We start from the raw sequence: 21,948 nt of genomic DNA, 5'->3' as shown, positions 1-21,948 counted from the left end.
GTGGCCGGGCCTCATTCCAACACGATGTTCTGCGCCTTGATCACCGGTCCCCAGAGCGCGGCATCCTTGGTCAGCTGCGCGTCGAGCCGGTCCGGTGCGCCGGTATCGACCATCAAGCCGTCGGTCTCGAGCTGTTTTGCGATCTCGGGCTTCTGCATCGCGGCGTTGGCCGCCGCGTTCAGCCGCGCGATCGCATCGCGCGGCGTGCCCGCAGGCGCGTGCAGCGCGGTCCAGAACGATGCCGTCAGGTCGGAATAGCCGGATTCGGCCAGGGTGGGGATCTCCGGGAAGCTGGCCATGCGCTTGTCCGAGGAGACCGCGAGGATGCGAAGCTGACCGCTGCGCGCGTGCTCGATGACTGCGGCGGGCGTTGCGAAATTGAGGTCGCATTCTCCCGAGAGCGTTTCCATGATGGAGGCCGGATTGTTGCGATAGGCGACGTCGGTGACGGCAAATCCCATCGACTTGCTCATCATGATTCCGAACAGATGAGTGACGCTGCCCGGACCGAGGGTAGCGTAGAACAGCGGCTTGTCGCGCCCTTTCGCATAGGCGACGAAGCTCTTCACGTCGGCGACGGGCGTCCGCGCGTTGACGGTCAGCGACAGCGGGCCGTTGCAGAGCATGGCGACGGAGACGAAATCCGCGAGCTTGTAGGGCAGGTTCTTGCGCAGCAGCACGTTCAGCGAAATCGGGCCGGTGCCGCCGGCCAAGAGGACCGATCCATCCTTCGGCGCGCGCGCCACATATTGCGATCCGACGATGCCGTTGGCACCGGGCTTGTTGTCGACCAGAACCGGTTGGTCCAGGCTTTCCGCCATCGCCTTCGCGATCGAGCGCATCAGGCTGTCGATGGAGCCGCCGGGCGCATAAGGCACAATGATGAAAACCGTCTGAGAGGAGCGCGCTCTCACGATGCCAGGTGCGGCAAGCGGAGCGGCGAGGGCGCTGGCGATCAGAGTTGCCGCCTGGCGTCGGCTGATCCTGGGCATGCGAGTCCTCCTCAAGGTCGTTCTTTGATTGCATGTGAATCTATCGGCTGACCGATCGGTCGGTCAATAGGACATCGGCAGGATATTGCCAGCTGCGACGTTCGGTGCTATCACCGCGAAAAGCTGACCGATCGGTCAGGCGATAACAAGCAAGACAAACCAGGCAAGCAGAAGCCCAGGAGGAAGCCATGTCAGGAGATATCGTCACCCTCGAAGTGTCCGACCACATCGCGCTGGTGACGCTGAATAGGCCTCCCGTGAATGCGCTCGATCGCGCGATGCGCGACCGCATCGTCGCCGTGTTCGACGAGATTTCCGAGCGCAGCGACGTCAGGGTCGCAATCCTGACCGGAGCCGGAAAGGTGTTCTGCAGCGGCGCGGATCTGAAGGATCGTCCGGATCCGACCCAGATCGGTGCGTTCCACAGCCACAACCGGATCACGCGCGAGACCGGCAATTGCATCCGCGAATGCTCAAAGCCCGTCATTGCGGCCATCAACGGCGTTGCGCTGGGGGCCGGCGTTGGCCTGATGGCCTCCTGCGACATCTTCTACGCCAGCGAAGAGGCCGTGTTCGGCATGCCCGAGATCAATGTCGGGCTCGCCGGTGGTGCGGCCATGCTGAACACCTTGTTCGGCCGCTCCCTGATGCGCCGCATGTTCTTCACCGGCTATCGCGTGCCGGCCGCCGAGCTTTACCGCCTCGGCATCATCGAGGCCTGCACGACCAGGGAAAACCTGATCCCCGAAGTGATGAAGCTCGCCCGGGAGATCGCGTCCAAGAGCCCGATCGCGATGGAATACGCCAAGAACGCGGCGAACATGGTCGAGCTGATGCCGCCGCGCGACGCTTATCGCTTCGAGCAGAACATCACCATGGCGCTGTCGAAGACGGAAGACGCCAAGGAAGCGCGGATGGCGTTCCTGGAGAAGCGCGCACCGGTGTTCAAGGGGCGCTGAGATGCGGCCGGGAGAAGGTCTCGACGCGCTGATGTCGCCGCGTTCGATCGCGATCATTGGCGCCTCGCAAGAGGCGACCAAGATCGGTGGCCGGCCGGTCGATCTGTTGCGTCGCCACGGCTACGCAGGCCGCATCTATCCGGTCAACCCGAAGGCCGCGATGGTGCAGGGCCTGAAGGCCTATGCTTCCGTTGCCGAGGTGCCGGAGGCGCCGGATCTCGCCATCATCGCGGTTGACGCGGAGCGCGCGGGCGAGGCCGTGGAGCAGTGCGCCGCGCGTGGCGTCCGCAGCGTCGTCGTGTTCTCGTCCGGTTTTGCCGAGCTCGGCGAGCAGGGTTGCGCGATGCAGGAGCGGCTGCGCGTCGCCGCGCGCAATGGCGGCATGCGCCTGCTGGGGCCGAACTGCCTCGGCGCGGTCAGCATCGCCGAGAAGAGCATCGCGACGTTTTCGATCGTGCTCGAGCACAGCATGCCGGTTGCCGGCTCGCTCGGAATCGTGTCGCAGAGCGGCAATCTCGGCAGCTACACCATGCGGCTCGCCAGCGAGCGCGGTGTCGGCGTCAGCCGCTTCATCACGACGGGCAACGAGTGCGACATCGACATCGCCGACGGCATCGCCTGGATGGCGCGTGATCCCGCTACCAAGGTCATCCTGTGCTGCCTCGAAGCCTGCCGTGACGCCGGCCGCCTGATCTCGGCGCTGGAGGAGGCGCGTGATGCCGGCAAGCCCGTCATCGCGATGAAGATCGGGACGTCGGCGGCTGGGCAGGCTGCCGCGGCTTCGCACACCGGAGCAATGGCCGGATCGGACGCCGTATTCGACGCACTGTTTGCCCGTTGCGGCGCGGTGCGCGTCCGCAGCATCGACGAGCTCATCGATCTCGGCCACGCCGCATCGATCCTGCTGCCGGATCGGCTGCCGAAGGGGCCGGGCATCGCGATCCTCACCGCATCGGGCGGCTTCGGCGTGCTGCTCGCGGATGCGGCACAAGCGGTCGGGCTGACCCTGCCGGAACTCCGACAGGAGACGCAGCGGCAGATTCTTGAGCTGGTGCCGTTCGCATCGGCCCGCAACCCGGTCGACGCCACGGCGCAGATGTCGAGCCGTCCGGATCTTCTGGAGAAGATCATGTCCGCCGTCGTGGCGGACGAGAGCGCTGATGCGGTGATCCTGCCGCTGCCGTTCTCGCTGCACCTGCCGCGCCTGCGATCCATCTATATGGACACGCTGCGCAACATCCGCACGCAATTTCCGCACCGTCCCGTCATCCTGTGCGTCGACGGTCCGGAGGATGCGCTGACCGAGCTGCACGCACTGGGCTTTCCGACGGTGGAAAGTTTCGACGGCTGCTGCGCAACCATCGCCGCGCTGGTGCGATTGCAGGCGGTGTCGAAGCGTCCGCAGGACGCGCCCGCGGCCGTCGCGCTGGCGGGGCCGCTCCCGACCGATGCCTTCCGCCACGAGCTCGGAGCCAAGCGCGCGCTGGCCGAGGCCGGCGTTCCAGTCCTTGCCGAGCGTCTCGTGCAGGATGTCGATGCGGCGGCGCGTGCCGCCAGCGAGATCGGCTATCCCGTGGTGCTCAAGATTGCCTCGCCCGATCTGCCGCACAAGACCGAAGCCGGTGGTGTGGTCGTAGGCCTGGGCTCGGAGGCCGAGGTCCGGCGAGCCTACGCCCAGATGCGCGACCGCGTCGCCACCAGGGCGCCGCATGCAACGATTGATGGTGTGATCGTAGCGCCAATGGCCAAGGGCGTCGCCGAGCTCATCCTGGGCAGCCGCATCGATCCCGTCTTCGGCCCGGTGGTGATGGTCGGCCTCGGCGGCATCTTCGCAGAGATCCTCCAGGACTCCGCCGTAGAGATGGCGCCGGTCAGCGAGACGCAGGCCATGGCCATGCTGAAATCGCTCAAGGCGTTCGCGGTGCTCGACGGCGCGCGCGGCCGGCCGCGGGCCGACCTCGCAGCTGCGGCCTCGGCCGTTGCCGCGTTGTCGCGTTTTGCCGCCGCACATGTCGATGAGATCGCCGAGATCGACGTCAACCCGCTGCTGCTACGGGCGGAGGGCGAGGGGGCCGTGGCGCTCGATGCGCTGCTGATCCCGCACGGAGAGCGGCCGGTCCCACACTGAATCTAAACGAAGAGAACCGGCAGAAGCCGGTCCAGAGGAAGCGCGTCAAAGCAGGAGGAAACGGTGAAGAGATCGACGATCACTGCGCTCGGCATGATTGCCTTGCTGCTCACGAATGCGCCGCTGTCCGCACAGGGCATCTCCGGCGACGTCGTCAAGATCGGCATCATGAACGACCAGAACGGCCCCTATGCCGACAATTGCGGCCTCGGCTCGGTCGCCGCGGCTAAGCTCGCGGTTGGCGACTTTGGCGGAACGGTCAATGGCAAGAAGATCGAGCTCGTGATCGCTGACGACCAGAACAAGCCCGATATCGGCGTCGCCATCGCGCTGCGCTGGGTCGACAACGAAGGTGTCGACGCCATTGTCGGCTGCTCGGCGTCGTCGATCGCGCTGGCCGTGCAGGATATCATGAAGAACCGCAAGAAGCCTTATCTTCTGGCCGGCACCGCGGGCTCGTTCTTCACCAACGACAAATGCTCGCCGATGACCACGCAGTGGGTGGTTGATACCTATGCCCAGCCGAAGGCCACCGTGAAAGCCCTGCTCGCGCAGGGGATCGATAGCTGGTTTTTCCTGACGGTGGATTATGCCTTCGGCAAGGCCTGGCAGGCGGATGCGACCAAGTTCATCGAAGCGGGCGGCGGCAAGGTGGTGGGCTCGGTGCTGCATCCGCTCAACTCGTCGGATCTCTCCTCGTTCCTGCTGACGGCACAGGCCAGCGGCGCCAAGGCGATTGCGCTCGCCAATTCGGGCGCGGATTTCGCCAATGCGATCAAGCAGGCGCAGGAGTTCGGACTGACCAAATCGCAACTGCTTGTTCCCCTCGGCCTCATGATCAGCCAGACGCACGGAATTGGTCTCAAGGATCTTCAGAACGTGCGGCTGACAACGCCGTTCTACTGGGACATGACGCCGGAGAGCCGGGCCTTTGCCAAGCGCTATGCCGAGGCCACGAATGGTCAGCTTCTCAATGAGGGCAAGGCCGCCACCTACAGCGCCATCACGCATTATCTGAAGGCGGTCGCTGCCGCCAGTTCCGACGACGGTGATGCCGTGATGCGGCAAATGAAGAACGCGCCGATCAACGATTTCGAAATGAAGAATGTCAGCATCAGGGCTGACGGCCAGGTCATGCGTCCGCTCTATGTCGCGCGCATCAAGGCTCCGACGGAATCCAAATACACCTACGACTATTACGACATCACGGGCACGATCGCGCCCGAGGATGCGTGGCGGCCGGCATCGGAGAGCGCCTGCGATCTTCTCAAGTCGCAGTGAAGGACTGGCGGCCGGGCAGGACATGTCGGCAGATATGACGAAAGCAGGAAGCGTGCGATGAGCGTGGTTGAAGCGGTATCGATGCAAGCCGTCGCGGTGGAGAACCTGACGGGTGAAGCCTATCGCGGCGCGATGCGTCGCTGGCTGCATGGCAATCTGCCCGCCAGTTTCCGCAGCGACAGCGCTGCATTCGCATCGCCCACACTTCAGCAGTCCATTGCCTGGGAGGCGGCGATGTACCGCGCCGGGCTGACGGGCATCACCTGGCCGCAGGCCTATGGTGGGCACGGCCGCTCCTTGCGAGAGCACCTGATCGCCAATCAGGAGATCGGCGCGCTCGCGATGCCCGAAAGCGTCAACTCAATCGGCAAGGAGCTTGCTGGTCCCATCATTCTCGCGGTTGGGACCGAAGAGCAGAAGCAGCGTTTCCTGCCTGCGATCCTCGACATGCGCAACATCTGGTGTCAGGGTTTTTCCGAGCCCGAAGCCGGCTCCGACCTGGCGGGGCTCCGCACCCGCGCCACCCGGGACGGTGACGGCTGGCGCATCACCGGCCAGAAAATCTGGACCAGCGGCGCATACCGGGCCCAACGCTGTCTCGTGCTCGCCCGCACCGGGCCGCTGGAGGACCGCCATCGCGGCCTTGCGATGTTCGCGGTGCCGCTCGATGCGAAGGGCGTGCGGGTGCAGACCATCAAGTCGATCGATGGCCGCGAGAGCTTCTGCGAGGTGTTCTTCGACGAGGTCGAGGTGGCCCAGACCGATGCGATCGGCGCGCCCGACGAGGGCTGGGCCGCGGCGATCCGCGTGCTGGAGATCGAGCGCGCCACCAACCGCATGTATCGCGCCTGGCGCTTCGAGAACGAGCTGCGCCACCTGATTTCGGTCTGCAAGGCGGACGCCGCGCTGTCGCAGTTGGTCGACGATCATCACTACGCGGTCAGGCTCGGCGAGGTCGCGGTCGAGATCGAGGTGCTGAAAGCACATGTCGAGACCGCCGTCGAGGCGCTCGTCAATGGTGACAAGATCGGCGCGCGGGGCAGCCTTGCGAAGCTCTATTGGAGCGAATCGCATCAGCGCTTTGCCGCGCTCGCCCTGGAGCTGCTCCAGCAGGCCATGTTGCCGCAGCTCGCGGCGATCAAGGTGGCGCGGCGGCGGTTCGAGGCGATCTATCTGCAGGCCCGCGCCGAAACGATCTATGCCGGCACGACCGAGATCCAGCTCGGCATCATCGCCGATCGGATCCTCCAGCTCTCGCGAGGCAAGTGATGATCCTGGCCGGTGAAGGACTGCAGCCCGCCGAATTCGCCGCAACCGCGACGCGTGCGGTCGTCGCCTGTGCGGGGCAGGAGATGCGGGCGCAGGCGCGCAATCTCGCCGGTGACGGACTGCTCGGCATCATCGCGGACGAGGAGGTCGGAGGGCTTGCCCTGCCGCTCGGCTTCGCGGTGCCGGTGATCGCGGCCGCCCATTCCGGACTGCTCGGCTTTCCGCTGCTCGAGACGCTCTTTGCCGGCCGCCTGCTCCAGCAGTCGCTGCCGCATCTCGCCACCGCGATCGTCTCGGGCGAGACGTTGGTGTCCATCGCGTGGCAGGGCGAGGCTGTCGCCGAGCGGGAAGGGGAAGCTGTCGTGTTGAGCGGCTGGGTTGCGCGAGCCCCCTGCGCGGACAAGATCGACTATCTGTTGGTCCGGATCGGCGAAGGTGCTGCGGCATTGATTCCGATCGATGCCGAAGGCGTTGTGGTGGAAGACGCGGCAGGTCTCGATCTGACTGTGCCGGAACACGCGGTGCGTCTCCAGAGGGTCCGCATCCCCATCGATTCGATCCTGCCGGCGAACACGTGGGATATGCTCAGCTCAGACGCCAACGTACTGCGTGCCGCGGCCATCCTGGGATCTGCCGAGGCCTGCCTGTCGCTGGCGCAGGAGCATGCGTCGACGCGCCGGCAGTTCGGTCACGCTCTGTCCTACAATCAAGCCATTCGTCATGCGCTGGCGCGACAGAAGCTGGGGCTGGAGAGCATTCGTCATGCGATCACGCGAAGCCTGTCCGAGGGGAGTGGTTCCGTTCAGCGCGATGCGGCGTTCCTGGCCGCGGCAACCTATGGCAGCTCGATCAGCGAAGGCGCGCTGCAGATCCATGGCGGTATGGGCTTCACCTGGGACATCCCGGTGCATCGTCATTTGCGCCGGATCCGCACGCTGCAAGCGCAGGGCGATGCCAGCGGCCTGATCAGCGCATTTGGCCGCCGTTACGTATCGGAAATTGCTCCGTTCACTGAGGCAGGAGCATGAAGGAGATGACCATGACCGAGACCAAGGATCAGACGCTCGCGGGCCGCGTTGCACTCGTCACCGGGGCCGGAAACGGCATCGGCCGTGCGACTGCGCTCAAATTGGCCTCACGCGGCGCGATTGTCGGCGTCAATGATCTGAAGCCGGAATTCGTGAACGGCACGGTCGATGCGATCAAGGCCTCCGGCGGCGAGGCGTTGGCCGTTACGCAGGACGTGTCCAGTCGCGACGGCATGCGGCAGGCGGTGCTTGGAGTGGCGGAGCGGCAGGGACGGTTCGACATCCTCGTCAACAACGCAGCCTGGGTCCGTTATCAATCGGTCGCCGACATCGCGCCGGAGACCGTCGAGCGCATGCTCAATATCGGCTTCAAGTCGGTGATGTGGGGTATCCAGGCGGCCGCGGAAGTCATGGATGCCGAACGTGGCGGTGCGATCGTCAACGTCGCTTCGGTGGCCGGTCTGCTTTCGGCCAAGAACAGCATCGTCTACAGCGGCATCAAGGCCGGCGTCATGGGCATCACACGCGCAGCCGCGGCGGAGCTCGGGGAGCGCAACATCCGCGTCAACGCGGTGGCGCCCTCGGCGATCCCGACCGAAGGAACCATGCGCAACCGCAACGCCGAGCTCGATGCGCGCCGGATCGCACGAACGCCGCTGGGGCGGCTCGGCACGGTCGACGACATCGCCAAGGCGATCTGTTTCCTCGCCGGCGACGACAGCGCATTCATCTCGGCACAGGTGCTCACCGTCGACGGCGGGATCACCCTGACCAATATTGCCTGACGGTGCGATCGCCATGTCCAGTCTGACGCCGGAACAGCAGGTGCTGAAGGAGACCTATATCAAGGCGCGCGGCTATTGGCGGCCCTGGACGGAAGGCCTGCTGCGCCTCGATCCCGAATTTCTTCAGACCTACGGCAAGTATGCGGGCTATGCCGCCGAAAAGGGGCCGCTGTCTCCCAAGATGCGGGAGCTGATCTACGTCGCGCTCGATGGCTCAGCGACGCATCTGTTCCGCTCAGGGCTCGCACTGCACCTCGGCCTCGCGCTTCAGGAGGGGGCGTCGGCGCGGGAGATCGTCGATGTATTCCGTCTCGCAACGGCCCAGGGGCTCGACGGCTGCAACGTCGGCGTCGGCATTCTCGCGGAAGAACTGGCAAGCGCGGGCCTGGAGGTCGATCAAGGCGAGCTCTCGGACGAGCAGAGGGTGCTGCGGGATGCCTATGTCGCGCGGTTCGGCGATTGGCCTGACTTCTGCGAGCAGTGGCTGCGACACGATCCCGGCTATTTCGCCCTCTTGTTCGATCTCCTCGCGGGCGGAGCGGCCGGGGAGGGCCTCGACCAGCGGTCGCAATGTCTGATCTCGATCGCATTGAACGCCTGCTTCACGGCGCTCAACCCGCAAGGGCTGCGCGTGCAGATCAAACGGGCCCTGCGGCTCGGCATCGGCCAGCGGGAGATCCTGCAGGTTCTCCAGATGACCGCGCATCTAGGCGTTCATGCCTGCGCCATCGGAGTGCCGGTTCTGATGGAAGCCCTCGATGAGCGTTCGTCGATGGCCGGCGCAAGCGGGGAAGGGCCGGGCGAGGGAGAGCGAGCATGAAGGGATTGGCGATCCGCAATCACAGGGCCTTCGCGTCCGGTGTCCTGTTCCTCGCCTTTGCAATCTTCTTCTTCGTGGCGGCGCTCGGCTACCCCGCGGGCACGGTCGCGCGAATGGGGCCGGGCTATTTCCCGCGCCTGCTCGCGATCGTGCTCGCTGCCATCGGCCTCGTCGTGATTCTCAGTGCCATGAAGCCCGCCGCGGAACGGCAGCTGCTGCGCAAATGGGATTTCAAGGGGCTCGCCTGGGTGACCGGGTCCGTGGTCCTGTTCGCAGCCTTGCTGTTTCCGCTCGGTCTGGTCGGCGCATTGTTCGTGCTGATCATGGTGTCGAGCCGGGCCAGCTCCGAGTTCACCTGGACAGGCGCGCTGGCGAATGCGGCGGTGCTCATTGCGCTGTGTCTTGCCGTCTTCGTCTACGGTCTCGGGTTGCAGCTGCCCGTCTGGCCGTCCCTTCTCACCTGAACGGGCCGATCGATGGATCTCGTCCACAATCTGGCGATCGGCTTTGCGACCGCCGCCCAGCCCGCCAACCTGCTCTACGCCTTCTTCGGATGTCTGCTCGGGACCTTGATCGGCGTGCTTCCCGGCCTCGGCCCGCTCGCAACTATCGCGATATTGCTGCCGATCACCTATGCGCTGCCGCCGGACGCCGCGCTGATCATGCTCGCCGGAATCTATTACGGCGCGCAGTACGGCGGCTCGACCACTGCCATCGTCGTCAATTTGCCCGGCGAATCCTCCTCCGTCGTGACCACGATCGATGGCTACCAGATGGCGAAGCAGGGCCGCGCCGGCGTCGCGCTCGCCACCGCTGCCATCGGCTCGTTTTTTGCAGGATGCGTGGCCACGCTCGCGCTGGCCGCCCTTGCAGGCCCGCTGACCGCGACGGCGCTGCTGTTTGGCCCAAAGGAATTCTTCGCGCTCATGATCCTGGGGCTGATCCTCGCCTCGGTGCTGTCGAGCGGCCCGTTTATCGAGGGCATCGGCATGGTCGTGCTCGGCATGCTCCTCAGCCTCGTCGGCACCGATTTGAACAGCGGCAGCCAGCGCTTTGCCTTCGGCATTCCCCAGCTGTTCGACGGTCTCGATTTCGTGCCGTTGGCGATGGGCATCTTCGGCTTTGCCGAGATCGTCAAGAATCTCGAGCAGGACGACAAGCTGTCGCTGGTCACCCAGAAGATCACCAATCTGTTTCCGACCCGCGACGACTTCCGCCGCATGGTGCCGGCGATGCTGCGCGGTACGGCCCTGGGCACGTTGCTGGGCGTCCTGCCCGGCGGCGGTGCGGTGCTCTCGTCCTTTGCGTCCTATACGCTCGAGAAGAAGCTGTCGCGGCATCCCGAGCAGTTCGGCAAAGGAGCCATCGAAGGCGTTGCAGGGCCTGAATCGGCGAATAACGCAGGCGCGCAGACCTCGTTCATTCCGCTGCTGACGCTCGGCGTTCCCTCCAACGTCGTGATGGCCCTGATGGTCGGCGCCATGAACATCCACAACATCCACCCGGGCCCGGAGGTGATGACGAAGAACCCGACCCTGTTCTGGGGCCTCATCGTCTCGATGTGGGTCGGCAATCTGATGCTGCTGATCCTCAATCTTCCGCTCGTCGGGCTGTGGGTGAAGCTGCTCACCATTCCTTACCGATATCTGTTTCCGGCGATCATGGTGTTCTGTTCGATCGGCGTCTATTCCATCAACAGCGGAACATTCGAGGTCTACGAGGCCGCGATGTTCTGTGTGTTCGGCTACGTCCTGATCAAGCTGCAATTGCCGGCGGCGCCGCTGCTGCTGGGGCTGGTTCTGGGCCCTGCCATCGAGGAGAATTTTCGCCGTGCCATGGTGCTGTCGCGCGGCGACGTCACCGTGCTGCTCACATCGCCGCTCTCGGCGAGCCTCCTGGCCGCGGCCGCCATCGCGATTCTCCTGATCATGCTGCCCACGATCCGGGCGCGGCGCGAGGAGGCGCTGCAGGAATGAGATGAGGGCATCAGCCGGATCCACCAGCTCAACATCGCCCGTCTCGCAACCAGAATGTCGTAACGCTCGGCAATTTCCGCCGATCTGAGCAGCCCCGTCCGTCCTGTCGCGACCCCCGGACCTATCGGCATTGCGGCCATCATCAGCCGGATCATGATCTCGCTGAGATCGAGCGTACCTCACGCAGCGGCAGATGTCGTCGCAATAAAGGCCACAGCAACGAAGTGATGGCGCCGAAGCATTCCTGACGACCGCACTCCCGGCGAATCTTCCTGCGGCATTTTGACCGCACCGATCTGCAATCATCGAAAGCGCATTTGAATCGTTCCAGACATTCTCCTCCCGGTTGGCGATGATCGAGGCATTCTAAGTCGCGCGCACGCATTTGCGTTGCCGTCACGATGGCGTCTTTTTAAAGAGGCGATGCAGATCGCTGACGTTCGGATGTTGCCGCCAAGACGAAGGCAGCAAACGCGCGTGCGCGTCTGCAGAGCAACTGATTGACGGGCCATGCATGCCGGCCGAGCTCGGATACGAAGAGCTGCTCTTCGATCCATGGTCGTTGCTGGCCAAACGCGGAAGCCGCTTCACGGCGGGCTGCGCGCTATTGATGAAGGACTTTCTGGAATGCGACGTGCGGGTGGGGATAAGACGGTAGCTCGCTTTGGTGCGGCGCTGCTGGGTGGTGTGGCGTGGCTGACGTGGTTCGAATCGCCTGCTCAATCCCAAACGCCTCAGGGCGGTAATTCCCTTCCGCCCGTGACTGTCGAAGCCCCGACGCAACAGTCGGTTCGCCGTGCGCCAACCAGGCGAAACGATGCGCGGGTCCGATCGACCTCACGGCGCGCCCCGCAAGCCCCGACGGTCGCAGTGCAATCGCAACCGGCTGTCGTCCCGCCATTTGCCGGCGGGCAGGTCGCTCAAGGCGCGCGACTGGGGATGCTCGGAAATACCAACACCATGAAGTCGCCGTTCAGCGTGACGAGCTACACGGACAAGCTCATTCGGGATCAGCAGGCGGCAACGGGTGCGGATGCCCTGATCCTCGATCCCTCCGTGCGAAGTTCCCACCCGACCGGCGGTATCGTCGATTCCTTCAACATACGCGGCTTTCCGATCAACGAAGGCAATAACGGTGAGTTCGCCTTCGAGGGCCTTTACGGAATCGCGCCGACATATCGGATCTTCACGGACTACGTCGAGCGCATCGAAGTGCTCAAGGGTCCCTCGGCCGCGCTCTCGGGCATGGCGCCCAATGGCGGCGTTGGCGGCGTCATCAATGTCGTGCCCAAGCGCGCGGAAGAGGATTTGACCCGCTTGACCGCGAGCTACGGCTCGACCGCACGTTTCGGCGGTCACTGGGATGTTGCGAGGCGCTACGGCGATGGCAAGGAATGGGGCGTACGCGCCAGCGGAAGCGTCCGCGGCGGCGACACGCCCATCAATCGCCAATCCGAGACGACAGGTGTCGGATCGCTGGCGCTCGACTATCAAGGCGAACGGTTCAGGTCCTGGCTCTATCTCATCGCCCAGACCGATCGGTTCGACGCGCCGTCACGTCCCTTTCTGATGGCTCCCGGCCTGCAGGTGCCGAAGGCGCCGGACGGCAAGCTGAACGTGACCCAGCCCTGGGAATGGTCGCGCATCAACGACCAGTCCGCCTTGCTGCGGACCGAGTACGATCTCACCGAGCAGGTCACGCTGTTCGCGGATGTCGGCGGCTCCAAGACCAACGTCGAGCGGTTCTTCGGTCTTCCGACCATCGTCAGCACGAGCGGCAATACGACCTCAACGCCCCAGTACTTCGGCCTCAGCATCGATCGAACTACATATGATGGCGGTGTTCGCGCCCGCTTCGATACCGGCTTCGTCCACCATGCCGTCGCCTTCCAGGCCTCGGTCTATCACGACGCGCTGCACCGGCGGCTCACCAATGGCAGTCTGGTCACCTCGAACATCTACAGTCCGACCGTCGCGCCGACGCAGTTCGCGAACGAGATCAGCGACCGTCCCCGGCTCTCGGACAGCGAGCTTACCGGGCTCTCGATTGCCGACACCTTGTCCGTGCTCGATGAGCGCGTCCTGTTGACTTTGGGCGTCCGGCGCCAGGGCATCGAGGCGCACAACTACCTCTCCAACGTCGGGACACTGACGTCGTCCTATGACAAGAGCGCGGTCACCCCTGTGGTCGGCCTCGTCGTCCGGCCCGTGGACAATATTTCCCTGTACGCGAACTACGTCGAAGGTCTCGCCCGGGGCGACGTGGCTCCTCAGAACGCGTCCAATTTCGGCGAAGTGCTGCAGCCTTACGTCGCCAAGCAGTACGAGGCCGGCATCAAGGTGGATTTTGGCCGGATTGCAACCACCTTCAGCGCGTTCGAGATATCGAAGGCGAGCGGCGAGCTGTCCGCCGGGCGCTTCGCGGCGACAGGCGAGCAACGAGTCCGCGGGCTCGAATTCAACGTCTCCGGCGAGCTCACGCCGGATGTTCGTATCCTCGGAGGCGTTTCGCTGCTGGACGGCACCCTGACCAAGACCGCCGTCGCGGCCAATGTGGGCAACACGCCGATCGGCGTTCCGAACATACAGGCCAATATCGGCGCGGAGTGGGACCTCCCGTGGATGAGAGAGCTCACCGTGAATGGAGCCGTGATCTACACGGGCAGGCAGTTCGTCGACGCCGCGAACAAGCAGCCGATTCCCGAGTGGACGCGGCTCGACCTCGGCGCTCGCTACACCACCGCGATCAATGGCAAGAAGACGGTTTTCCGCGCAAACATCCAGAACGTGACCGGTGAGAGTTACTGGTCCAGCGTGGCTTCGTTCGGAACGTTCTTCCTGGGAGCACCGCGCACATATCTCCTGTCGATGACCGTGGACATGTGATCGTTGCGCATTTCGCTCGCGTGAAACGCAGCCCAGCATTCCGCTCCGGCGCCGTGATGCGCCGGACTAAAAAAGTCTCCATTGAATCAACGAGGTGACTTCCGTCTCGGTGGGCCCTTTCGGCCGCCAGGCCGAAAAGTGGCGCGGCTCTTGCTCTTGCCAGTATGAGGGTTCTTGATAAACGTCATACTGCGGGATCAGGTGGATGGAGCAGGCGGTGAGGCGGACTCTGCGGGCGGTCGAGCCCGGACCGGTGGTGCTGTTCGGGGGGCTGATCGCCGCCAACATCGCCGCATGGGCCTGGGCCTTCGCGCTGTTCGGCGACCGGCCGACGGTGCTTGCGACTGCGCTGCTGGCCTGGGTGTTCGGTCTGCGCCACGCCGTCGATGCCGACCACATCGCCGCCATCGACAACGTCGTGCGCAAGTTGATGCAGGCGGGTGGCGCGCCGCACAGCGTCGGCCTCTATTTTGCGCTCGGCCATTCCACCGTCGTCGTGGTCGCGACCATATTGCTCGCGCTCGGTGTGGTGAGCCTGGGCGGCGACAGTCTGCTCAAGGAGATCGGCGGCCTCATCGGCACGTCGGTGTCGGCGCTGTTCCTGCTCGTGATCGCGGCCATCAATCTCGTCATCTTCGCCGGCCTGTGGCGGACGTTTCGTGCGGCGCGGGAGCAGGGCGTTCACGACGCCGAAGGTCTTGAGACGCTGCTCGCCAACCGCGGCTTCCTCGCGCGACTGCTCGGACCGCTGTTCCGCCTGGTCACGAAACCCTGGCACATGTATCCGCTCGGCTTCCTGTTCGGGCTGGGCTTCGACACGGCGACCGAGATCGGCCTGCTCAGCATCTCAGCAACCGAAGCCGCGCGCGGCGCGTCGGTCGCCGACGTGCTGGTTTTCCCTGCACTGTTCGCGTCGGGCATGGCGCTGGTCGATACCGCCGACTCCGCACTGATGGTGAGCGCCTATCGATGGGCCTTCGTCGATCCCTTGCGAAAGCTCTGGTACAACCTAACGATCACCGGCGCCTCCGTGGCGGTCGCGCTGTTCATCGGCGGTATCGAGGCGCTCGGGCTGATCGCCGACCGGCTCGACTTGTCCGGAGGGATGTGGACGCTGGTCGAGGGCCTCAACGAGTCGCTCGCCAATGTCGGCTTTGCCGTGATCGCGCTGTTTGCAATCGCCTGGGTCGTCTCGGTCGTGCTCTATCGCCGCATCCTTGCGGACGGCCGGCACCGGGCCGCGACGAAAGCTCTGGCATGCGCCGATGCGACCGAAGCGGCATGAGCCCTTTCGTGGCGGCGGCGCGCTGACGGCACTCTCGGCCCTGGTTCTGCTCGCGGATGACGGCCGCGCTTTCGCCCAGGGCGAAAACACCTCACGCGAGCTGCCGGCAATCCAGGTCGGCGGCGGCGAGACGGCGGGGCGCAAGAAGCCGGTCGCATCGCGCCGGGCCGGCAAGCCGTCCCCGGCCGACCACCGCATCCCCGCGTATCCGGCAGCGGCGCAAGCGTCGGATGTGCGCAGCGTCGCCTCGGGTGCAAAGGGTCAGCTTGGCATGGCCAGCGAGATCTCCGTCTCGGGCGAGGAGATCAATGCACGCCCTTTCACGCGGCCGGGCGAAGCGCTCGAAGCCGTGCCGGGTCTCATCGTGACGCAGCATTCCGGCGAGGGCAAAGCCAACCAGTATTTCCTGCGCGGCTATAATCTCGACCACGGCACAGACCTTGCCATCACCGTCGACGGCGTCCCCGTGAACATGCGCACCCACGCGCACGGCCAGGGCTATGCCGATCTCAACTGGCTGATCCCGGAAACCATCGCCGCAGTGGACGCGCGCAAGGGGCCGTACTTCGCCGACGAAGGCGATTTCGCCTCGGCCGGCAGCGTCCATATCGGTCTGATCGACCGCACCAGGGGAATAGCGCAGCTGACCGCCGGCAGCTTCGGCTATCGCCGTCTGCTCGGCATGGACTCTGCGAAGGTCGGTGACGGCTCCTTGCTCGTGGCCGGCGAGATCGGGACCTACAACGGCCCGTGGGACAACCCGGACAATGTGCGAAAGCTCAACGGCCTCGTGCGCTTCAGCCAGGGCACCGCGACCGACGGGGTCTCCATCACCGGCATGGCTTACGCCAACAAATGGAATTCGACGGACCAGGTCCCGCAGCGCGCGATCGCATCCGGCTTTCTCGATCGCTTCGGCTCGGAAGATCCAAGCGACGGCGGCAACACCAACCGTTTCGCGCTCTCGGGCCGCATCGCGCAGAGCGACGATTTCGGCTCCTGGAAAGCCAACGCCTATGTCGTGAAGAGCCAGCTCGACCTCTTCAACAATTTCACCTACTTCCTCAGCGATCCCGTGCTCGGCGACCAGTTCCACCAGCACGACGATCGCCTGATGGCGGGCGCCAACATTTCGCGCACGCTGAACGGCTCGCTGGCGGGCTTGCCGATGCAGACCAGCTTTGGCCTGCAGTCGCGCTATGATGCGATCGATCTCGCGCTCACCAACACTTTCCAGCGCGGCTTCCTTGCCAACATTCGCAGCGACAAGGTCGGCGAGGGGAGCGTCGGCATCTATGCCGACAATACGGTGCGCTGGACCGACTGGCTCAGGACGACGGTGGGCTGGCGCGGCGACTATTATGCCGCCGACGTCACCTCGCGGTTCAATGCCAACAACTCCGGCCGCACCGACGCCGTACTCGGCAGCCCGAAATTCAGGATGGTGCTCGGCCCGTTCAACCAGACCGAATTCTTCTTCGGCGCCGGCTACGGCATGCACTCCAACGACGCCCGCGGCGCGACCACGACGGAGGATCCCAGCGATCCCGCGACGAGGCTGACGCCATCGCCGCTCCTGGTGCGCACCAGGGGTGCAGAGGTCGGCGTGCGCAGCAGGATCGTTCCCGGCCTCGACACCTCGCTCAGCGTCTTCATGCTGGATCAGGATTCCGAGATCCTGTTCTCCGGCGATGCCGGGGACACGTCGGCAACCCGCGCCAGCCGACGCTACGGCTTCGAATGGACCAACCACTACCGACCGACGTCCTGGATCGACATCGACGCCGATCTCGCAATGACTCATGCACGCTTCCGCGGCTATGACAGCGAGCAGGCGGACGTCTATGCCTCGCTCGCCGGCTATCCCGAGGCGCAGATCGGCAACGCGCCCGGCAACTACATTCCGAACTCGCCGGCGATGGTGGCATCGGCAGGCGTCACGCTGGGCGAGAGGACCGGCTGGTTCGGAACCTTGCGCTGGCGCTATCTGGCGTCGAGCCCGCTGACGGAGGACAACGCATTCCGTTCCTCTGCGACCAGCATTTTCAACGGCCGCGTCGGCTATCGCATCGACAATGGCTGGCACCTTCAGCTCGACGTGCTGAACCTCTTCAACACGAGGGCGAACCAGATCAGCTATGCCTATGGCTCGCTGCTCAAGACCGATACGCTTTACAACCTCTGCATATCGGGCACTGCGCCAACTTCAGTCTGTCAGAACGGCGTGATGGACTACGTGCTGCACCCCGTGGAGCCGTTGACGTTCCGTCTTACCATCGCCGGGACGTTCTAGGTCGCGGCAGGCCATGGGCCGCGAGAGTCTCCGCGCGAAAAAATGGTCCCGCAACGCGCGATGCGTTGCAGGCGAGGTTTGTTGTGGTAGTGAACGGCGAGGTTGGCGACATATCGCGGCCTGAAAGCCCAGCAGGGGGACCGTCGATGAACCGTGACCTCGATCTCGCCGACTTCGAACTGCACCCGCAGCGTGGTGCGGTGCTGGCCGAGGTGCATGCCCGCCCATTCACCCGGCTGACAGCGCCGGTCACGGTGCTGCGCTTTGCCTTTCTCGGCCAAGGCGAGGTCGCCGAGGCGGACCGGCAGAGCTTCGTGGCATTCTGCATGTCGCACGGCCAGGCGCCGCCGGACGCCGGAACCAAGCATCATCAGGTGATGATCGGTGACACCCAGCTCCGCTGGGAGCAACACTCGGAGTTCAGCACCTTCACCTGGATCCTGAGCAGCCCGCAGACGCCCGCGCGCCGGTTCGGCGAGATCGGTGAAGAGTCGGCCGCGTTGATCCGGTCTCTGCGCCAATCCGGCCAATTGCTGGTCGCCGTCAAGCTCGAGGTCGAGCAGACTTCGGCGGCGCTGGAGCGTGCGCAGCAGCTGTTCGAGAGAGGCAGTCTCGCCATTGCCGCGGTCCGCAGCGGACCTGCCGTCGTTGCATCCGACTTTCGCACGGACGATCAGGGCTTCGTCCGCATTCTCGTTTGCAACGACGGCCTCTCGCCCGGCCGGCTCGGCGCCCTCGTGCAGCGTGTGCTGGAGATCGAGACCTATCGCACGCTGGCGCTGCTTGGTCTGCCCGCCGCGCTCGAGCTTGCGCCCGCTGTCGATCATATCGGTAGGCGGCTCGTCGAAGTGCGCGAGGAGATGCAGGGCGCCGAGGATCTCAAGCTCAACAACCATCTCCTGACGGAACTGACCGCATTGGCGGCTTCGCTCGAAAGGGGAGCTGCCGGCAGCTCGTTTCGGTTCGGCGCGAGCCGCGCCTACAACGATATCGTGCAGGCGCGCCTCGCCGTGATCGAAGGCGGCGAGATCGCGGGCTATCCGACCTGGTCCTCCTTCCTCGCCCGCCGCATGGCACCTGCGATGCGCACCTGCGCGACGATGGAGGACCGGCAGGCCGATCTGTCGATCAAGCTCGCGCGCGCGGCCGATCTGTTGCGCACACGCGTCGATGTCGAGCTCGAGGAGCAGAACCGCGATCTGCTACGCTCGATGGATGAGCGCACCCGGTTGCAATTGAGGCTACAGAGCACGGTCGAAGGCTTGTCGGTGGCGGCCATCGGCTATTACGTCGTCAGCCTGTTCGGCTACCTCGCCAAGGGTGCCCATGACGGCGGCCTGCATGTCGAGCCTTCGCTGGCAACCGCGATCTTCGTGCCGGTTGCCGTGGCGGTGGTCTGGATCGTCACCCGCAACATCCGCAGGCGGCACTTGAAGCACGACGAAATGTCCGGCGCTCACGACTGAGGGCGCAAACGAGGCCCTTGCGCTCCCGCGCCGATCCGGGATGTCGCTACGCTCGGGCTCCGGGGCCGAGCCTGTGTCGCCCTCTGTCAATCCGCTTCGCTAAAAATATTCCACTTTACCGAAATTCGGTTTCGGCGTATGTGTTGCCCATCCCGGCTCACCCAAGAGGGGCGACTATGTGTCGTCACTGTCGCGAGCCGGGTCTGCGGTGGACGCGGCAGCGTCGGCACGAGAGGCGCGGGCAGGGCGGGTAGTCCCTGTGAGCCCGAGGCTTCGTGCGGATGAGCGGCGCTGTTCAGTTCGTCTCGCCACATTCTTCCGGCAACGTCGACAAGGCCGGGAGATAATGTGGTGACCAGCGAACGCGCGTACGGCAAAACCGTGTGGTCCTGGCCGTCGTTGCTACGGTCAAGCCTTTCGCGGAGATGCGAGCGAGCCCAACCGGGCAGACTGCATCATCCAAATTCGCGGGGCGAGGGAGGCCAGAAGGAATGGTCGGCTCCCGGGAGATCACGGCATAAGCCGTCCAACCATCGCGCAGGGAAGGCCGAGTGATCGGCACCACCTGTATGCTGCTGTGCGGTTCTTTCTGCGTGTGCTTTTCGCGCAGCGGACCGCGGGTGCGAGCCAGCACCCGGCCTTCCCTGCGCCCTCTTGGCCTTAGAGGGTAGCGAGACGAAGCAAAGCTCGGGCGAATTGCGCCGCGAGGCTGCGAAGGCATGTCCGTCACCAACTCACCGTCGTCGCCCGGCTTGAGGCGAATTCGTCAGGTCGAGACCCCGAACAGTCTGCGAACGGCCGGCAGCCACTCGCCGGTCATCGTGAACTCGAGCCCAAGGCGCGCGCCGCAGGCGATGGCCAACATCGTGACGGGGGCCGAAACCGCGAGCGTCGACAGCGCGCTGAGGCCCTGACCGATGGTGCAGCCCATCGACATGATGCCGCCGATGCCCATCAGCAGCGCGCCGATCATGTGACGCTTCAACTCGCGTGCGTCGTCGCACGCTTCCCAGCGGAAGCCGCGCGCGAGCATCGCGGCGGCAAACGAGCCTGCGACGACGCCGGCAACCGAGCCGATGCCGAAATTGAGCCGCGCGCCGGAGAAGGTGGCGACGTAGAGAATGGCGTCACCAAGCGGTGCCACGAAGCTGAGCGAGGAGACCCGCACGGGGTCGAACTCGTCGTCGGCAAGCCATCCGGTGGCAAACCAGCCGAACGCAATCGCGGCGCCGACGGCAATGCCGGAGGCCAGCAGCCGCGGCGACCGGATCAGCCTGCCATCTGCAAGGGCCCAGAAGGCGAGCGCGGCGGACATCGCCACGACGAGGATCGCGCGCATCGCGCTGCCTGCGCCGAGCAGCGACGTCAAGGTCTGGGTGCTTCCCTCGGGTAGCCGCAACGACAACGGCTCGATCAGCATCAGGCGCAGCATGCCGGTGATGCCGCGCATGGTCGCGAGCGCCGACAGGCCGAGCACGAGAAAGACCACGATGGCGCGCAGATCGCCGCCGCCAACGCGCACCAGCGTACCGAAGCCGCAGGTGCCGACCAGCGCCATGCCGACGCCGAACATCAGCCCGCCGATGATCGCACCGCCAAGTCCGATCGACGCCGTGAGGTAGATCGACCGCGACAGATCGACAATGCCGAACGCGGCGAGCGCCTGGGTCGCGAGCAGGGCGACTGCCGCGGCCAGCGCGAAGGATTTCAGCCGACGAAAATCCGATCCGAAGAATGCGTCCTCGAGCATCGCCAGCGTACAGAAACGACCCGCGCGGCCGGCAACGCCGAGCACGGCACCGGCGGCAAGCCCGCATGCGAACGCTATGGTCGAAGGGCTCAGCATTCCTCCCGCTTCGTTTTTGGTTCTGCCTTGCGGGTAGTCTGCGCCGGTGGGGCGCGAAAATCCAGCGTGGAGAACTACCGGCGGCGCCGGCGAACCGGCTCGCAGAACACGTCGTAAACGGCGGTGAGAATCTTGCGGACGTCCTCGCTGGCGAGACTGTAGTAGATCGTCTTGCCGTCGCGGCGGGTCGTCACCAGTCGATCGAGCCGCAACCGCGCGAGCTGCTGGGAGACGGTCGATTGGCGCTCGCCAAGGAACTGCTCGAGCTCGGTCACGGACTTCTCGCCCTCGGCGAGGATGCAGAGCAGCAGCAATCGGGACTCGTGCGACAGCGCCTTGAGCATGTCGCTGGCCTCGCGCGCCTTCTCGATCATCTGCTCGAGTTCGGCGGAGCCCTCGATATCCTTCAGCTTTGGCAACGGCATCGCGTCAAGTTCCTCTCAGAAAATCCGTAAGATGGTCACGACCTCCCGGGTTCCGATCCCGTGTTTGACAGGATTCGGTCCAACAGGCCGAAGAAGAAGGCATCGCCGGGATAGCCGCGAATGCGCCCGATCTCACGGCCCCCTTGTACCACGACGAAGGTCGGCGTGAAGGGACCCGGATCGATTCCGGCGAGATCGGCGGGAAGGGGGCTGTTCAGGTCGACCCGGCGCAGTGGTGCAGCCCGGCTTTCGTCGGTCTTGCCGTAGATCGGGGCGATCTCGGCGTTGAAGCGCGCGCACCAGGCGCAGCCGGCGCGCTCGAACATGACGAGCTCGGCGGCGCGCGATGCCGTCGCGGGCAGCGTGAGCCCGACGGCGAGCGCGAGCAAAACGATGATTCTATTCATGCTGCGTAACCGGCCTTTGCAGACTTCCTCGTGAAGGACTTGCTTTCCAAACGTCGATCGGCGCTTTATATCATTAAATTCGTATATGTGCTAGGGATGGGG

The 21,948-nt window shown here is 64.9% G+C and carries 17 protein-coding genes; 13 read left to right on the top strand and 4 right to left on the bottom strand.

Annotated elements, in window-relative coordinates:
* Positions 1-11: 11 nt before the first annotated feature.
* Entirely contained in the window at positions 12-992 is a 981-nt protein-coding gene (locus tag GGD67_RS05050; protein ID WP_179731240.1) for a tripartite tricarboxylate transporter substrate binding protein, read from the bottom strand.
* A gap of 188 nt (positions 993-1,180) precedes the next feature.
* On the opposite strand from GGD67_RS05050, the gene GGD67_RS05045 reads away from it, so the two are divergent.
* The 13 genes from GGD67_RS05045 to GGD67_RS04980 all read left to right on the top strand — a co-directional run bounded on the left by GGD67_RS05045 (position 1,181) and on the right by GGD67_RS04980 (position 19,168).
* Positions 1,181-1,951, top strand: a complete 771-nt coding sequence (locus GGD67_RS05045; RefSeq protein WP_179731238.1) for an enoyl-CoA hydratase/isomerase family protein — start codon at positions 1,181-1,183, stop codon at positions 1,949-1,951.
* 1 nt (position 1,952) lies between these two features.
* Positions 1,953-4,079 (top strand): acetate--CoA ligase family protein, encoded by a 2,127-nt coding sequence (locus tag GGD67_RS05040; RefSeq protein WP_179731236.1) that lies wholly within the window; start codon positions 1,953-1,955, stop codon positions 4,077-4,079.
* 63 nt (positions 4,080-4,142) lie between these two features.
* Complete coding sequence (locus tag GGD67_RS05035) at positions 4,143-5,360, top strand: ABC transporter substrate-binding protein (protein ID WP_312009887.1); 1,218 nt, start codon at positions 4,143-4,145, stop codon at positions 5,358-5,360.
* A gap of 57 nt (positions 5,361-5,417) precedes the next feature.
* On the top strand, positions 5,418-6,629 hold the full coding sequence (locus GGD67_RS05030) for an acyl-CoA dehydrogenase (RefSeq protein ID WP_179731235.1): 1,212 nt from the start codon (positions 5,418-5,420) through the stop codon (positions 6,627-6,629).
* On the top strand, positions 6,629-7,657 hold the full coding sequence (locus GGD67_RS05025; RefSeq protein WP_179731233.1) for an acyl-CoA dehydrogenase family protein: 1,029 nt from the start codon (positions 6,629-6,631) through the stop codon (positions 7,655-7,657). Before GGD67_RS05030 ends, GGD67_RS05025 begins: the two co-directional genes overlap by 1 nt.
* Before the next feature lie 11 nt (positions 7,658-7,668).
* The gene (locus GGD67_RS05020; protein ID WP_179731231.1) at positions 7,669-8,442 is read left to right on the top strand and encodes an SDR family NAD(P)-dependent oxidoreductase; all 774 of its coding nucleotides are present in this window, start codon (positions 7,669-7,671) and stop codon (positions 8,440-8,442) included.
* A 13-nt stretch (positions 8,443-8,455) separates the two neighbouring features.
* Positions 8,456-9,262 carry a carboxymuconolactone decarboxylase family protein gene (locus tag GGD67_RS05015; RefSeq protein WP_179731229.1) on the top strand — a complete coding sequence of 269 codons (807 nt, stop codon included), beginning with the start codon at positions 8,456-8,458 and terminating at the stop codon, positions 9,260-9,262.
* On the top strand, positions 9,259-9,726 hold the full coding sequence (locus GGD67_RS05010; protein WP_179731227.1) for a tripartite tricarboxylate transporter TctB family protein: 468 nt from the start codon (positions 9,259-9,261) through the stop codon (positions 9,724-9,726). Before GGD67_RS05015 ends, GGD67_RS05010 begins: the two co-directional genes overlap by 4 nt.
* Positions 9,727-9,738: 12 nt before the next feature.
* Complete coding sequence (locus GGD67_RS05005) at positions 9,739-11,238, top strand: tripartite tricarboxylate transporter permease (RefSeq protein ID WP_179731225.1); 1,500 nt, start codon at positions 9,739-9,741, stop codon at positions 11,236-11,238.
* Positions 11,239-12,198: 960 nt separating this feature from the next.
* Positions 12,199-14,124, top strand: a complete 1,926-nt coding sequence (locus GGD67_RS04995; protein WP_246784206.1) for a TonB-dependent siderophore receptor — start codon at positions 12,199-12,201, stop codon at positions 14,122-14,124.
* A gap of 205 nt (positions 14,125-14,329) precedes the next feature.
* Positions 14,330-15,409 (top strand): HoxN/HupN/NixA family nickel/cobalt transporter, encoded by a 1,080-nt coding sequence (locus GGD67_RS04990; RefSeq protein ID WP_179731221.1) that lies wholly within the window; start codon positions 14,330-14,332, stop codon positions 15,407-15,409.
* Positions 15,390-17,702 carry a TonB-dependent receptor gene (locus GGD67_RS04985; RefSeq protein ID WP_179731219.1) on the top strand — a complete coding sequence of 771 codons (2,313 nt, stop codon included), beginning with the start codon at positions 15,390-15,392 and terminating at the stop codon, positions 17,700-17,702. Before GGD67_RS04990 ends, GGD67_RS04985 begins: the two co-directional genes overlap by 20 nt.
* 146 nt (positions 17,703-17,848) lie before the next feature.
* Positions 17,849-19,168 (top strand): DUF3422 domain-containing protein, encoded by a 1,320-nt coding sequence (locus GGD67_RS04980; protein WP_179731217.1) that lies wholly within the window; start codon positions 17,849-17,851, stop codon positions 19,166-19,168.
* Positions 19,169-19,934: 766 nt separating this feature from the next.
* Here the strand turns inward: GGD67_RS04980 and GGD67_RS04975 are convergent.
* From GGD67_RS04975 to GGD67_RS04965, 3 genes are all read right to left on the bottom strand, one after another.
* A complete protein-coding gene (locus GGD67_RS04975) occupies positions 19,935-21,014 on the bottom strand; it encodes a YeeE/YedE family protein (protein ID WP_018316041.1) in 1,080 nt (359 codons plus the stop codon).
* Between the two features lie 74 nt (positions 21,015-21,088).
* Positions 21,089-21,439: a metalloregulator ArsR/SmtB family transcription factor gene (locus GGD67_RS04970; RefSeq protein ID WP_018316042.1), complete on the bottom strand. Its 351-nt coding sequence runs from the start codon at positions 21,437-21,439 to the stop codon at positions 21,089-21,091.
* Between the two features lie 35 nt (positions 21,440-21,474).
* On the bottom strand, positions 21,475-21,846 hold the full coding sequence (locus tag GGD67_RS04965) for a thioredoxin (protein WP_179731215.1): 372 nt from the start codon (positions 21,844-21,846) through the stop codon (positions 21,475-21,477).
* Between the last annotated feature and the right edge of the window lie 102 nt (positions 21,847-21,948).

The sequence above is a fragment of the Bradyrhizobium sp. IAR9 genome (assembly GCF_013408065.1).
GTDB lineage: Bacteria > Pseudomonadota > Alphaproteobacteria > Rhizobiales > Xanthobacteraceae > Bradyrhizobium.
This window is presented reverse-complemented; position numbering and strand designations above follow the sequence as displayed.

Coding starts and splice junctions, on each gene's coding strand:
- GGD67_RS05005 (WP_179731225.1), top strand. CDS start 9,739: ATGGATCTCGTCCACAATCTGGCGATCGGCTTTGCGACCGCCGCCCAG.
- GGD67_RS05050 (WP_179731240.1), bottom strand. CDS start 992: ATGCCCAGGATCAGCCGACGCCAGGCGGCAACTCTGATCGCCAGCGCC.
- GGD67_RS05020 (WP_179731231.1), top strand. CDS start 7,669: ATGACCGAGACCAAGGATCAGACGCTCGCGGGCCGCGTTGCACTCGTC.
- GGD67_RS04985 (WP_179731219.1), top strand. CDS start 15,390: ATGCGACCGAAGCGGCATGAGCCCTTTCGTGGCGGCGGCGCGCTGACG.
- GGD67_RS04965 (WP_179731215.1), bottom strand. CDS start 21,846: ATGAATAGAATCATCGTTTTGCTCGCGCTCGCCGTCGGGCTCACGCTG.
- GGD67_RS04990 (WP_179731221.1), top strand. CDS start 14,330: ATGGAGCAGGCGGTGAGGCGGACTCTGCGGGCGGTCGAGCCCGGACCG.
- GGD67_RS05045 (WP_179731238.1), top strand. CDS start 1,181: ATGTCAGGAGATATCGTCACCCTCGAAGTGTCCGACCACATCGCGCTG.
- GGD67_RS05010 (WP_179731227.1), top strand. CDS start 9,259: ATGAAGGGATTGGCGATCCGCAATCACAGGGCCTTCGCGTCCGGTGTC.
- GGD67_RS05015 (WP_179731229.1), top strand. CDS start 8,456: ATGTCCAGTCTGACGCCGGAACAGCAGGTGCTGAAGGAGACCTATATC.
- GGD67_RS05030 (WP_179731235.1), top strand. CDS start 5,418: ATGAGCGTGGTTGAAGCGGTATCGATGCAAGCCGTCGCGGTGGAGAAC.
- GGD67_RS04975 (WP_018316041.1), bottom strand. CDS start 21,014: ATGCTGAGCCCTTCGACCATAGCGTTCGCATGCGGGCTTGCCGCCGGT.
- GGD67_RS04980 (WP_179731217.1), top strand. CDS start 17,849: ATGAACCGTGACCTCGATCTCGCCGACTTCGAACTGCACCCGCAGCGT.
- GGD67_RS05025 (WP_179731233.1), top strand. CDS start 6,629: ATGATCCTGGCCGGTGAAGGACTGCAGCCCGCCGAATTCGCCGCAACC.
- GGD67_RS04995 (WP_246784206.1), top strand. CDS start 12,199: ATGAAGTCGCCGTTCAGCGTGACGAGCTACACGGACAAGCTCATTCGG.
- GGD67_RS05040 (WP_179731236.1), top strand. CDS start 1,953: ATGCGGCCGGGAGAAGGTCTCGACGCGCTGATGTCGCCGCGTTCGATC.
- GGD67_RS04970 (WP_018316042.1), bottom strand. CDS start 21,439: ATGCCGTTGCCAAAGCTGAAGGATATCGAGGGCTCCGCCGAACTCGAG.